We start from the raw sequence: 12,646 nt of genomic DNA, 5'->3' as shown, positions 1-12,646 counted from the left end.
CTTTAGGCTTGACCCCGGAGCTTGCAGGTGGGTGTCCCGCCGCCATCCTGGCGGGACACCCCGGGCCCGGGTTTCCCAGCACAGATCACCTGGCGCCGATGAAGTAAGGCGTACAGAACCACTCCACAGGAGGACCCCAGTGGCGAAGGCGAAGTTCGAGCGGACTAAGCCGCACGTCAACATCGGCACCATCGGTCACATCGACCACGGTAAGACGACCCTCACGGCCGCCATTACCAAGGTGCTGCACGACGCGTACCCCGACCTGAACGAGGCCTCGGCCTTCGACATGATCGACAAGGCGCCGGAAGAGCGCCAGCGTGGTATCACGATCTCGATCTCGCACGTCGAGTACCAGACCGAGTCGCGTCACTACGCCCACGTCGACTGCCCCGGTCACGCGGACTACATCAAGAACATGATCACCGGTGCCGCCCAGATGGACGGCGCGATCCTCGTGGTCGCCGCGACCGACGGTCCGATGCCGCAGACCAAGGAGCACGTGCTCCTGGCCCGCCAGGTCGGCGTTCCGTACATCGTCGTCGCCCTGAACAAGGCCGACATGGTGGACGACGAGGAGATCCTGGAGCTCGTCGAGCTCGAGGTGCGTGAGCTCCTCTCCGAGTACGAGTTCCCGGGCGACGAGGTTCCGGTCGTCAAGGTCTCCGCTCTGAAGGCCCTCGAGGGCGACAAGGAGTGGGGCAACTCGGTCCTCGAGCTCATGAAGGCCGTGGACGAGTCCATCCCCGAGCCCGAGCGTGACGTCGACAAGCCGTTCCTGATGCCGATCGAGGACGTCTTCACCATCACCGGTCGCGGTACGGTCGTCACCGGCCGCATCGAGCGTGGTGTCCTCAAGGTCAACGAGACCGTCGACATCATCGGCATCAAGCAGGAGAAGACCACCACCACGGTCACCGGCATCGAGATGTTCCGCAAGCTGCTCGACGAGGGCCAGGCCGGTGAGAACGTCGGTCTGCTGCTCCGCGGCATCAAGCGCGAGGACGTCGAGCGCGGCCAGGTCATCATCAAGCCGGGCTCGGTCACCCCGCACACCGAGTTCGAGGCCCAGGCCTACATCCTGTCGAAGGACGAGGGTGGCCGCCACACCCCGTTCTTCAACAACTACCGCCCGCAGTTCTACTTCCGCACGACGGACGTGACCGGCGTCGTGACCCTCCCCGAGGGCACCGAGATGGTCATGCCGGGTGACAACACCGAGATGAAGGTGGAGCTCATCCAGCCCGTCGCCATGGAGGAGGGCCTGAAGTTCGCCATCCGTGAGGGTGGCCGGACCGTGGGCGCCGGCCAGGTCACCAAGATCAACAAGTGAGCTTGCTGATCTGACCTGGTAGCTCCTGCTGCGAGCACCTGGGAGGGCCCGCACGACTTCGGTCGTGCGGGCCCTCCTGCGTTGTGGCGTCAGCTCCCTGCTGCGCGGACCACTCGTTCGCGGGACGCATGGCGCATCTGCGCGAAGCGGACCCGCCGACGCCCATAGTTTTGCGCCATGGTCAGCTCATCCCATGAGGCCCTGCACCGGATCTTCCAGCAGGAACCGGGCCTCTTCGCACGCGCCGCCAGGCATCTCGGCGTCGCCTTCCCCCCACCCTTGTCCGCGTCCGAACTCTCCACCGACCTCACGGAGACGCGGCCGTTGGAGCGTCGGGTGGACACCTTGCTGCGCATGGAGACCGAGGACGGCAGTTTCGTGCTGGCGGTCGAGTCGCAGAGCGCGCCCAGCGCGGACAAGCCCGCCAGCTGGGCCTACTACCTCTCCCACGTGTACGCCAAGTACGGCATCCCACCGGTGCTGCTCGTGGTCTGTCCCGACCGGAAGACGGCTGCCTGGGCCGCCCAACAGTTCGACATCGGCCCCCGCCAGTGGCCCTCCCTCACCCTGCGGCCGCTGGTCCTGGGGCCGAATGACGTGCCGGTGATCGACAGCCCCGACGAAGCCGCCCGGGACATTCCGCTCACGATCCTCTCGGCCGCTCTTCACCGTTGCGAGCCGGAAGCCGATGCCATACTGAACGCGTTGGCAAAGGCGCTGAAAAGCCTGTCGGCCGACGACGAGATCACCGCCGGCACCTTCATCGAACTCACGGAACAAGGCCTCGGCTCGTCCCGGGCCGCGGATCTCTGGAGGCATCTCATGGCCGTCGACCTCTCCTTCTTCCAGTCGCAGACCGCGCAGAAGCTCCGGCAGGAGGGCCGTGAAGAGGGCCGTGAGGAGGGCCGTGAGGAGGGCCGTGAGGAGGGTCGGGCCGAGGGGCTGGCGAGTGCGCTCCTTCTGCTGTTGCGTCATCGGGGTGTCGCGGTGACCGAGGGGGACCGGGAGCGTATCGAGAGCTGTGATGACCTCGACGTGCTGGATCTGTGGCTCACTCGGGCCATTGCTGCGACCTCGATGACGGAGGTCTTCGCGGCGGCCGGGGAGAGGCCGGGAGGCGCTGACTGACGGGGCGTTCTGCACGGCCGTCCGGCTCCGGGGGCGTCGCACTTGGCGGCGGAGGGGGCGGTGGGTGACGGCGGGGAACAGCTCGCGAAGCGCGTCGGCTGCTCGGACGAACAAGGCCTCGGCACGTCCCGGGCCGCGGATCTCTGGAGGCATCTCATGGCCGTCGACCTCTCCTTCTTCCAGTCGCAGACCGCGCAGAAGCTCCGGCAGGAGGGCCGTGAGGAGGGCCGTGAGGAGGGCCGTGAGGAGGGTCGGGCCGAGGGGCTGGCGAGTGCGCTCCTTCTGCTGTTGCGTCATCGGGGCGTCGCGGTGACCGAGGGGGACCGGGAGCGTATCGAGAGCTGTGATGACCTCGACGTGCTGGATCTGTGGCTCACTCGGGCCATTGCCGCGACCTCGATGACGGAGGTCTTCGCGGCGGCCGGGGACACGCCGGGAAGCGCTGGGTGACAGGCGTTCTACACGGCAGGCCGGCCCCGGGCGCGTCGTCAGGGTGCGCCCGGGGCCGGTCGGTTCCCCCGTCGGGTTGGTCAGCCGGTGGTCACACGCGCTGCCACAGGGCCGGGACGTTCGGGGGCTCCCAGCCGGTCTGGGCCTGGTGGGCCTGGAGGCAGCGGTAGGTGGCGCCGCCGTAGGTGACCGTGTCGCCGGCCTGGTAGACGGTGCCCGCGGACCAGGTGCCGCCCGGCTCCTCTCCGCCCGGGGGCGGTTCCTCGTTGCCGCCGGTCGTCTTCAGGGTGAGGCCGTAGTTCTGCAGGAGCGGGTTGAGCGGCTGGAAGTACGTGGTGCCGCCGCTGCTGCAGTTGCCCGAGCCGCCCGAGGTGACGCCCTGGGCCTGGCTGCCGGAGATGTAGGAGCCGCCGGAGTCGCCGGGCTCGGCGCAGACCGAGGTGCGGGTGACGCCGGTGATGGTGCCCTCGGGGTAGGTCACGCTGGTGTTCAGCTGCTGGATGACGCCGCAGTGCCAGCCGGTGGTGGAGCCGGAGCGGCAGACGGAGGAGCCGACCGGGGCCTGGGTCGAGCCGGTGACCTGGACGTTCTGGCCGCCCGCGCCCTTCACGTACGGCGTGGCCGTCCAACTGCTGTTGGTGGCGACCCAGGCCATGTCGCGGCCCGGGAAGACGGAGCCCTGGAAGGTGCCCTGGGCGACGCGGTTGTGGCCGCTGGTGCTGGCGCCGGTCCGGCCACAGTGGCCGGCGGTGGCGTAGCCCTCCTGGGTGCCCTTGGTGACGGGGAAGCCGATGGAGCAGCGGCCGCTGTTGTTGATGTAGTACGCCTCGCCGCCGCGCAGGTCGTAGAGCGGGCGGGGCTGTTCGGCGGACTTCTCGACGCGGGCGAGCGAGGTGCCGACGCCGGCCGCGGAGAGCAGGAAGCGGGCTGCGGAGGGGCGTGCGGCCTGCACGACGACCTGGTTGCTGCGGACGTCGACGTACCAGACGGGGGCCCCGGTGGTGTCACGGCCGGCGGCCGCCTTGTCGAGGCGGGCCTTGGCGGCGTCCAGCTCGGCGAGGGAGTGGCGCACGACGGTGGCTTCGGCGCCCCGTGCCTCGATGGCCGGCACGTCGCGGGTGTCCGTGGTCGCCACGGTCAGGGTGCCGGAGTCGGCGCCGGACACCCAGGCGCCCGCGAAGTCGGCGCCGAGGGCCAGGCTCAGCCGGCCCGTGGTGGCTCCGGCCTCGGCCTCGTTCGCCAGCCGCCGTTCCGCCTGCTTCCGGTCGATGCCGAGGTCGCGTTCCATGGACTTCAGCAGGGCGGGCGGGGCGGCGTCGGTGCGCAGGGTGTCGGCGGCCGAGGGTGCGCTGCCGGACCGGGCCTCGGGGGCGGTGCCCGCGTTCGCGGAGCCGCTGAGCCCGGCCACGAGCAGGGCGGCCGTCGCGGCCAGCGCGGCGCCCGCGGCACCGGCCCGGGGGTGTCGTCTGAGCAGGGAGGACATGGGGCATCTCCTCGGTGTCGGGTGGGGAGGTGCCGAAACCGTAGGGAGGGCCGGGCGGGTGCCGTAAGACGTCGGTCGACCCTCTGCACGGTGTTATGGGAGGGCCGGGGGCGCCGGGTCGCGGCGGGCGGAGAGCCAGGCGGTGTAGCTGTCGCTGCGGGCCGCCACCCCCGCGTGCGCCATCCGCGCCTGGGCCAGGACGGTCGTGGCGAGGGCGTCCCCCTGGGTCACGGTGTGCCGGCCCAGGAGGTGCCGCCAGGTCAGCGGAGTGCCGGTGAGCGGGCGGGTGATCACACCGGGTGTGGTGGGGAAGGTGGCCCGGCACGTGCCGACCGCCCGGCCCACCTGGACGAGGTGGACCAGGGCCGCCGTGTCCGTCTCGTACATGCGCCGGGGGGTGAATCCGGCGCGGGCGCAGGCGGCGGTGAAGCAGTCCCCGAAGCAGCCGTCGCCGGGCACGCAGGCCCACTCCGCGTCGGCCAGCTCGGCCAGGTCCAGCTCCGCGCGGCCGGCGAGCGGATGACCGGCGGCGAGCATCACGAACACCGGGTCGACGGCGACCTCCTGCCACACCAGGCCCGCGGCGCCGGGCGGGTCGGCGGAGCCGCAGGTCCCGGCGAGCGCGAAGTCCAGGCGCCCCTCGGCCAGCAGCCGGGCCAGCTCCCGCTCGGACCAGGAGGTGCAGGTGCTGACCCGGGCGTCGGGCACCGCGTCGGCCAGCCGGTCCACCAGGGCCCCCAGCAGAGGGCCGTGGGTGCCGCCCAGCCGGAGGACCGAGGACGTACGGGGTGCGCGGGCGAACCGCGCCGCCTCCTGCTGGAGTTCGGTCACCGCGGGCAGCACGACCCGGGTGCGTTCCAGCACGAGTTCGCCGAGGGCCGTGACCCGCACCCCGTGCCGTCCGCGCTCGAACAGCGCACCGCCCAGCGCCCGTTCGATCCGCTTGAGCTGTGCGCTCAACGCGGGCTGCGCCAGCCCCAGGTCGGTGGCGGCCCGGGTGAGGCTGCCCGCGTCCGCGATCGCCCTGATCGTCTTCAGATGCCGCAACTCCAGCTCCATGGAGGGAGCTTGCGCCGTGACGGGGGCGGGGGCAAGGGTTTGGTACGGACCAGAGTCGACGAGGTGGCGTCCACCGCTCGGCAGCCCCCGGCCGTCGCCCCGATCGTCGCCCCCGGTCGTCACCCCCGGCCGTCGCCCTCGCTGGCGGTCCGGCGGGTGGGTCAGGAGTCCCGGCCGCCGGGCGGTGCGAGCAGCAGCCGGAGCTCGCGCACCCCGCCGGTGTCCAGCTCGGCGAGCGAGGAGGTCATGGCGTCGAGGAGGACCACGCGGCCGTCGTTGTTGTGCGCGTAGACGAGGTGACCGCTGATCTCCTGGCCGCCGAGTTCGCGCCGGACCCAGACCAGGCCCCGGGCGTCCGGCCCGGCTCCGCTGAGCGCGCGGACGACATCGTCCCAGTCGCCGGCCGGGGTCTCCCGGAACCCCGGGAAGTAGCGCCGGACGAGCCTCCCCCACCAGCCCGGGGCCTCGTGGCCGGGAGCCCACGGCAGCGGACTGGCCTTGGTTCCGTCGATCCGGTGGTGCAGGGCCACCGTCCGGCCGCGGATGTTGAGCCGCTTGGGCTGGGACACCAGCCGGTCGGCGAGTACCCAGGCCGGTGCGGAATCGAGGTCGGCGAGCGGGGCGCCGGGGGAGGGGTGGAAGGGGAGCCCGCTGTACCGGGGGACGACGACCGACGCCGCCAGCATCGGCGTGCGGGGGAAGCCGGGCTGCGTCACGGACCGGCAGGCGAGCAGCCAGGCCGCCGGGGTCTCGTGCACGGGGTCGGGGGCGCTCAGCTCGACCAGACCGCCGTACGTCTGCTGGAGCCATTCGGTGGCCAGCCGCGCGGGCCGGTTCACGCGCGGCGCCCCGGCGCGGTCCCGCGCCCCGGGCCGCCCCAGCGGGCGTGGGTGTGGCCCGCGTCCCACGGGGCGACCAGCGGCCGCACGCGGTCCCCGTACTCCAGGGCGCGCACCCAGTCGGCGGGCCAGGCCGGACCGCCGACCGAGGCCCCGGCGAACGCTCCGGCCAGGGCCGCGATGGAATCGGAGTCGCCGGAGGAGAACGCGGCCCGCTGGACGACGGGGACGGGCTCCTCGGGGAAGAGCAGGAAGCAGTAGAGGGCGGCCGCCAGCGCCTCCTCGGCGATCCAGCCGCCACCGGCCACCTCGCACGGGTCGCGCTCCGGGTCCGGCTGTGCGAGGGCGGCGGCGACGGTGTCCAGGGCCGCCAGGGTCTCGTCCCAGCCGTGGGCGATGAACGCGGCGGGATCGGCCGCGCCGGCCCGCTGGGCCAGGTCCCCGAGCCAGTCGCCGTGGTAGGTCCGGCGCGCCGTCCGGCCGTAGTGGCGCAGGCGGGGCAACAGCTCCGACGGGTGGCAGTTGTGGGCGAGCAGCCACACCGCGTGCGCCGTCAGGTCGCTGGCGGCCAGCGCGGTGGGGTGGCCGTGGGTGAGCGCCGCCTGCAACTGGGCCGTTCCGGCCCGCTGTTCGGCCGTCAGACCGGGCAGCAGGGCGACGGGCGCGACCCGCATGTTGGCCCCGCACCCCTTGGAGGGCAGCACGGTGGCCTCCTGCCACGGCACCCCGCGTTCGAGGGCCGCACAGGCGTCGAGGCAGGTCCGGCCCGGGGCCCGGTTGTTGTCGGGGGAGCGCAGCCAGGCCACGAAGTGCTTGCGCAGGGCCGGTTCGACCGTCGCCGCCGTCACGGAGGAGACGCCGTCCAGCGAGGCCTCCGCGAGGGCCTCGACCACCGCCAGTGTCATCTGGGTGTCGTCCGACACCTGGGCCACCCCGTCCTGCAGGGGCAGCTCCAGCTGCCGCCAGGAGCCGTAGCGCCGGGTGAGTGCGGCGAGGTCGAGGAATTCGGTCGGATAGCCCAGGGCGTCGCCGATGGCGAGGCCGTAGATCGAGGCCACCGCTCCGCCCTTGATGGTGTCCTGGCGCCACTTCCGTCCCGTGAGGTGGTCGAGGACGGCGATGCTCTCGGCCTCGGCGAGGGAGCCCGCGACGATGTGTGAACCGCCCGCGGAGGTCGGGTTCCTCAGCATCTCCTCCAGCACGTGGGTGGGCCGTTCGCCGCGTTCCTTCGCGCGGTGCAGGTGGAACACCCATGCGCCGGCCATGTTCGATTCGGCGGGGGTCGCCGTGCTGTGCAACACCACGCTTGCGGCGTCGTCCTCGTCGTTGGCCCATACGTAGCCGATCACCTGGTTCTCCGGGTTGGCGATCGCCACGTACCGCACCGGGCGTCCCGTGTGCCGTGAATAGCGCGGCGGCCCTCCCGGAACGATGAAGCCGCCGACGCTTTCGGCGAAGCGGGGGTTGACCCGGCGGTCGTGGCGTTCGGAACTCATGCTGGTGAACTTTCCTCGTCGGGGGCGGATGTGCGGTGCTCGAAGGGGGCGCCGGCCGGCCCGTCATCCAGCCGGTAGTCAATCACGGGGCAGCACCTCGCCGTAGATCTGCAGCTGACCGTTGTCGTCCTCGAAGGCGCGCGTCACCCGGTAGCTGGTGTCCCGACCGAGGAGGAGTTCGCGCTCGGTGACGCCGAAGTCGCTGACCTTCTCCACCCACGCCGCGGGCGTGCCCTCCGGCACCCGCAGCCGCAGGATCGCGTCCTTGCCCTCGAAGCTGGGCACCGGGTGGTTGCCGAGTGACGACGACGTGTATCCGGGATCCGTGATGGTCCGGCCGACGAGGTCCTCCACCTGGTCGAACTCGAGGTGCGCGGTGCCTGATCCGCGCACCACCATGACGTCTTCCCGCAACGGATTCCCGGCGAGTGCCCGGTCGACTTCCCGGATGTTGTTCATCACCTCGGGTGTCCCCAGGTCCGTGTCCCCCCGCAGGTAACCGTTCATCTCCCGGTAGGTCGCGTATCCGGGGGCGCCGGGGTAGGGCGGCTCCCCCGTGTAGTCCCGCAGGGCCTGACGGGCCTCGGGAGGCAGGTCGTCCACGTAGCGGTTCCAGTTGTCCCGGCCGTAGGCGATGGCGTCGTCGGGGTCCGTGAACGAACGGGCGCCGCGTTCGAGCTCGCCGGCGGCGACCTGGTGCCGTGCGTCGGGCGCCAGCCCGTCCCACACGTCGTCGGTCACATCGGGCCGGTAGGTGTACCCGCCGCCGGATGCGTCCGCCCGCCCCGGTCCGTCGTAGGTCTCGTCCAGGAAGTCCCGCGCCGACCCGGCGTCCACGGAGTCCGTGTGGGCACCGCGCCCGCCGAGCGGCGAGTCGGCCCGGGCGCCCGCCTCGACGCCGTCCCGCAGGCCGGACCGGGCGCCGGTCTCCAGGCCCTCCTTCACGGCGACGCGGAGTCCGGAGCGGGCCAGCCCGGCGCCCTTGGTGCCGAGCAGTTCGGGGACGAGACGCCCGATGAACTCGGAGGGGTCCTTCTTGAACCCCTCCACCACGTTGTTCAGGGTGCGTTCGGGCTGGGCGACGGCGGAGACCAGCCCGGAGAGCGTCATGGAGACGTTCTGCAAGTACTCCGCGGGGTGGGTCAGGTTGTAGGGGTCGAGGGGATTCACGCCGCGGACGAAGCTGACCAGGCCCGCGGTGCCTTTGATCACGCCGCCGGCCAGGTGGGTGGCTTCAAGATTGCCGGCCATGAAGCCGTCGAGCAGGTTGTTGCCCAGGCGCTCCAGCGGCGGCGGCTCGGCGGGCGCGTGGGCCAGGGCCTTCCTGATGCTGTGCTCGGCGTCGGAGGCGGCCGTGTTGCGCTGATTGCGGGCCTCGGCGAGCTTCTCCCGCGCCCGCTGCACCTTCTCCTTGCCGGGGTCACGGAAGGGCGCGGGGGCAGCACCGGGGTCCTGACCCGCCCGGATCTTGGCGTTGTAGGCGTCGACCTGCTTGTTGTGGTCCTCGACAGCCCGCTCGGAGGCCCGCCGGCCCTCCTTGTAGAGCTGGACCGCCTCCTGCGCCTGCCGCTGTGCCCAGGTGACGGTGAGCGCGTACGACTCCAGGGCGCCCGCGGCCGTCTCGCAGGCGTCGGCGGCCCGCAGCCACTTCGAGGGGTGGACGCCGAACTTCTCGCGGAAGGTGTCGCCGCCCTCGCCGCGCCAGCGGGAGGAATCGATCTTCCTCATCCCCGAGCCGACCTTGTCGAAGGCGACCGAGAAATCGCGCAGGTGCTGGGCGCTGCTCTGGATCCTCTCCGGTTTGCCGTGGATCAGCTCGTCGGCCTCGTCGGTCTGGCCGAGCTGTTTCTCGCCGGGTGTGGCACCGAGGTCGGAGGCGACTTCGTCGCCCCAGTCCTCCACCGCGTCGGCGGCGCCCTCCAGGCCGACCTTCTCCAGGCCTTCGCCGAGCCGGTCGGTACCCCAGTCGACGCCCTCGCCGAGGGCCTTCTTTCCCGCGTCGACACTGTGCTCGATGACGGTCAGCCCGGTGTTGAGGCCGTCCCTGACCTTGCTGAAACCGTCCTCGAGGTCGTCGAGTACGCCCATCAGCCCGGGCCTCCGTCAGCCTCCATACGGGCCCGCTCCTCGGGCGAGGGACCGAACTTCTCGTCCAGCCACTCCTCGTACTCGGCCTCGGAGACCCCCATCTGCGCGCGTACGACGTCCGGTCCCGTCCCCGGCAGGCCGAGGGTGTCGGACGTCATGATGTCGCGGCCGGCGTCCCTCCAGCCCTGGGCGCTGTTCTCCCAGGCCCGGTCGAAGGATTCCTTGCTGTAGTCGGCGTCCCTGATGTGCGTGAACGCGTTGCTCGACAGCACCTCCTTCCAGTCCTTGCCGGCGATCTCCTCCTCCGAGGCGTAGGGGTTGCCCATCACGGAGTTCACGCCGATCTTCAGGGCGCCCTCCACGTACTGGTCGGTCTCGTAGTACGTGCCGGCCGCGAGCCCGGTCTTGAGGGCGAAGCCGTTCCCTTCGTTGATCAGCGAGCGCACCCCCCATTCCCACCGCTCGCAGAACGAGGAGAAGACGCCGGTGAGCCCCTCCGCACCGAGCTCCAGACCGGACAGCGCGATGTCGCTGAAACCGCGGCCCGTCCCGGCCTCGCCGATCATCCCCAGTTCCCTCAGCTCGCTGAGCGCGAGAGTGAGCCCCTGGGCCACCTCGTCGAGACCGACCGCCGCGAGGTCGGGGCCGTTCGCGTCCGCCGTCACCGGGCCGCTCCTCCTGCGGGCAGCAGGTCCACCGCACAGGCGTCCGGGACCACTCCGGCCACCGGCGGGAACAGCACCGCGTGTTCGGCGCCGTCGGCCGCGTCCAGGGCGACACCGCAGGGCACACCCGCTTCGGGGACGGCCACGTCCAGCAGCCGGTGCCCGAGGACGGTCCGGTAGCTCCACTCCTGGTGGCCCTCGCCCCGGGCCAACGCGTAACGGGCCAGCGCCGACTCGTCGGAGAAGGCCAGGATCCAGCGCACGCCGCCGAAGTCGGCGGTGAGCCAGCCGCCGTCGCGCAGCGGAACCAGGACGGCGGTGTCCCGGAATGCCTCCAGCAGGGCGGTGAACTCCCGTCGCCGCTCGGCGACTTCGGCTGCCGAAGGCTCGTCGGGGACCCGTGTACCGGCGGCGGGGGCGGCCTGCTCCCCGCTGTGCTCACCGTCCGCTGCGAGCGGGGTCGTCGCCGGCCGCTCGGTCGTCGGCGGCTCGGTCATCTCTGCGTAGTCGGCCAGTCGGGACCGCCTCACCGGCGGATTCCCGTCGCCCCCGGATTCCGTCACCGTCCAAGCCTGGCACAACACTTGACCCGTTCACACCACAGGCCCCACTGGACCCGAGGACGCGCACAGAATCGATACGCAAGGCTCACAGAAGGAGTTGGGGGAGGGCAGGGAGCGGGGGGCAGCGTGGCGGTGCGGGGGGTGCGGTCAGGGAGAACGGCTCTGAGTCAGTCCGCCCGCCTCAGTCCCGTGATCAGCAGTCCGACCAGCCGGCGCGGGTCGTAGTCGGGGTCGTTCTCGCCGCCGATGCAGAGGTTGCCGACGCCCCGCATGAGGGCGAACGGTTCGATGGACGTACGGACCTCACCCGCGTCGGACGCGGCGTCGAGGAGCCGGCCGCAGACGGGGACCAGACGCTCCAGGAAGTAGGCGTGCAGGGTCTCGAAGCCCGCCTGGTCGGAGCGGAGGACCTCGGCGAGGCCGTGCTTGGTGACCAGGAAGTCGACGAACAGGTCGATCCACCGCCGGAGCGCGGCGAACGGCGACGGGCTGCTCTCCAGCAGAGCCGGGCCCGCCTCCGCGCAGGCTTCGACCTGATGCCGGTACACGGCGATGATCAGGTCCGACCGGGTCGGGAAGTGCCGGTAGATCGTGCCCAGCCCGACGCCGGCCCGGGCCGCGATGTCGCGCACCGGGGCGTCCACGCCCGAGGCGACGAAGGCCGCGGCGGCCGCGTCGAGCAGCGCGGCCTTGTTGCGTCGCGCGTCCTTGCGCCGGGACCCGGCGGCCCCCTCCGGGACGTTGCCGCTGCCGTTGCCGCCGTCGCTGCTGTCGCTCACCGAGCCGCTCCTCCCGCCCTGATGTCGGAACGCTGTTCCGTTTGCGCATGATGGCAGAGGGGAGGCGCAGCACCAAGGTGTGAGGGAGCGAGGCGGCCAGGGGGGGGCCGAGTCTCCCCGGCCAACGGCGCCCGGTGGGGGAGGAGGGCGCGGGGACGCCCTCAGGCGGGCTCCTCCTCCCGCTCTTGAGGAGGAGCCCGGCATCAGCGGGCGGGGGCCTGGATGCTCACGTACCAGCGGACGGAGTCCTCCGTATTCACGGTGAAGTGGAGTCTCCGTGCTGCCTCCAGGTTCAGCTGATGTGCCGTCTTCTCCACGGACACGCCTGAGCAGCCGACGGAGAATCCGCCGATCTTCTCCAGAGAAAGTTCGAGGTTCACCGATTTCGAACGGGAAATACAGTTCACCTTGATCCAGGATTCCCCCTTCGGCAGTCCGATCGTGCCGAACGGCCTGACACCGCGGTGAGGGCCCTCTGAAAGTATTTCCTCGAACCCCGGCTCCACCTCGGGGGCTGTCAATGCCTCCTGGGGAGGGGGTGCGACGGTTGACGCGGAAGGGAGAGGGGAGGGGGGTCCGGGTTCGTCGGAACCTCCCCTTTCCGTGCATGCGGCCAGCGTGCTGCACCAGAGGATGGCGCAGGTGAGGGCCGCACGCCTTGAATTCATCAGCAGCTCGTCTCCCCGTATGTGAACCCGATGGTCCGAAGCGCGCGTTCCGTACTTCTTCGCTTCGTGAGCACACCACTGATTCGGGCCGACCG

The 12,646-nt window shown here is 71.5% G+C and carries 12 protein-coding genes; 3 read left to right on the top strand and 9 right to left on the bottom strand.

Annotated elements, in window-relative coordinates; genetic code table 11:
• Window positions 1–139 precede the first annotated feature (139 nt).
• The 3 genes from tuf (at window position 140) to ACSU53_RS12345 (ending at window position 2,911) form a co-directional block, all read left to right on the top strand.
• Window positions 140–1,333 (top strand): elongation factor Tu, encoded by a 1,194-nt coding sequence (gene tuf / locus ACSU53_RS12355; protein ID WP_437027260.1) that lies wholly within the window; start codon window positions 140–142, stop codon window positions 1,331–1,333.
• A gap of 177 nt (window positions 1,334–1,510) precedes the next feature.
• Window positions 1,511–2,461: a hypothetical protein gene (locus tag ACSU53_RS12350; RefSeq protein WP_437027258.1), complete on the top strand. Its 951-nt coding sequence runs from the start codon at window positions 1,511–1,513 to the stop codon at window positions 2,459–2,461.
• Between the two features lie 156 nt (window positions 2,462–2,617).
• Entirely contained in the window at window positions 2,618–2,911 is a 294-nt protein-coding gene (locus ACSU53_RS12345) for a hypothetical protein (RefSeq protein WP_437027256.1), read from the top strand.
• A gap of 91 nt (window positions 2,912–3,002) precedes the next feature.
• On the opposite strand, the gene ACSU53_RS12340 is transcribed toward ACSU53_RS12345, so the two are convergent.
• From ACSU53_RS12340 to ACSU53_RS12300, 9 genes are all read right to left on the bottom strand, one after another.
• Entirely contained in the window at window positions 3,003–4,394 is a 1,392-nt protein-coding gene (locus ACSU53_RS12340; RefSeq protein WP_437027255.1) for a carbohydrate-binding protein, read from the bottom strand.
• A gap of 93 nt (window positions 4,395–4,487) precedes the next feature.
• On the bottom strand, window positions 4,488–5,453 hold the full coding sequence (locus ACSU53_RS12335) for a LysR family transcriptional regulator (RefSeq protein ID WP_437027254.1): 966 nt from the start codon (window positions 5,451–5,453) through the stop codon (window positions 4,488–4,490).
• Between the two features lie 161 nt (window positions 5,454–5,614).
• Window positions 5,615–6,292 carry a toxin glutamine deamidase domain-containing protein gene (locus ACSU53_RS12330; protein WP_437027252.1) on the bottom strand — a complete coding sequence of 226 codons (678 nt, stop codon included), beginning with the start codon at window positions 6,290–6,292 and terminating at the stop codon, window positions 5,615–5,617.
• Window positions 6,289–7,365 carry an ADP-ribosylglycohydrolase family protein gene (locus ACSU53_RS12325; RefSeq protein WP_437033149.1) on the bottom strand — a complete coding sequence of 359 codons (1,077 nt, stop codon included), beginning with the start codon at window positions 7,363–7,365 and terminating at the stop codon, window positions 6,289–6,291. Before ACSU53_RS12325 ends, ACSU53_RS12330 begins: the two co-directional genes overlap by 4 nt.
• Window positions 7,366–7,866: 501 nt before the next feature.
• Window positions 7,867–9,876, bottom strand: a complete 2,010-nt coding sequence (locus ACSU53_RS12320) for a putative T7SS-secreted protein (protein ID WP_437027249.1) — start codon at window positions 9,874–9,876, stop codon at window positions 7,867–7,869.
• Entirely contained in the window at window positions 9,876–10,541 is a 666-nt protein-coding gene (locus ACSU53_RS12315) for a hypothetical protein (protein ID WP_437027247.1), read from the bottom strand. The genes ACSU53_RS12320 and ACSU53_RS12315 overlap by 1 nt, the downstream gene beginning before the upstream one ends.
• On the bottom strand, window positions 10,538–11,071 hold the full coding sequence (locus ACSU53_RS12310) for a hypothetical protein (protein ID WP_437027245.1): 534 nt from the start codon (window positions 11,069–11,071) through the stop codon (window positions 10,538–10,540). The genes ACSU53_RS12315 and ACSU53_RS12310 overlap by 4 nt, the downstream gene beginning before the upstream one ends.
• 200 nt (window positions 11,072–11,271) lie before the next feature.
• A complete protein-coding gene (locus ACSU53_RS12305) occupies window positions 11,272–11,883 on the bottom strand; it encodes a TetR/AcrR family transcriptional regulator (RefSeq protein WP_437027244.1) in 612 nt (203 codons plus the stop codon).
• Window positions 11,884–12,086: 203 nt separating this feature from the next.
• On the bottom strand, window positions 12,087–12,263 hold the full coding sequence (locus tag ACSU53_RS12300) for a hypothetical protein (protein ID WP_437027242.1): 177 nt from the start codon (window positions 12,261–12,263) through the stop codon (window positions 12,087–12,089).
• Window positions 12,264–12,646: the final 383 nt, after the last annotated feature.

Source organism: Streptomyces sp. enrichment culture (genome assembly GCF_964273255.1).
GTDB lineage: Bacteria > Actinomycetota > Actinomycetes > Streptomycetales > Streptomycetaceae > Streptomyces.
The sequence above is the reverse complement of the archived record's forward strand: the minus strand, read 5'-3'. Positions and strand labels throughout refer to the sequence as shown.

Coding starts and splice junctions, on each gene's coding strand:
- ACSU53_RS12350 (WP_437027258.1), top strand. CDS start 1,511: ATGGTCAGCTCATCCCATGAGGCCCTGCACCGGATCTTCCAGCAGGAA.
- ACSU53_RS12335 (WP_437027254.1), bottom strand. CDS start 5,453: ATGGAGCTGGAGTTGCGGCATCTGAAGACGATCAGGGCGATCGCGGAC.
- ACSU53_RS12320 (WP_437027249.1), bottom strand. CDS start 9,876: ATGGGCGTACTCGACGACCTCGAGGACGGTTTCAGCAAGGTCAGGGAC.
- ACSU53_RS12345 (WP_437027256.1), top strand. CDS start 2,618: ATGGCCGTCGACCTCTCCTTCTTCCAGTCGCAGACCGCGCAGAAGCTC.
- ACSU53_RS12340 (WP_437027255.1), bottom strand. CDS start 4,394: ATGTCCTCCCTGCTCAGACGACACCCCCGGGCCGGTGCCGCGGGCGCC.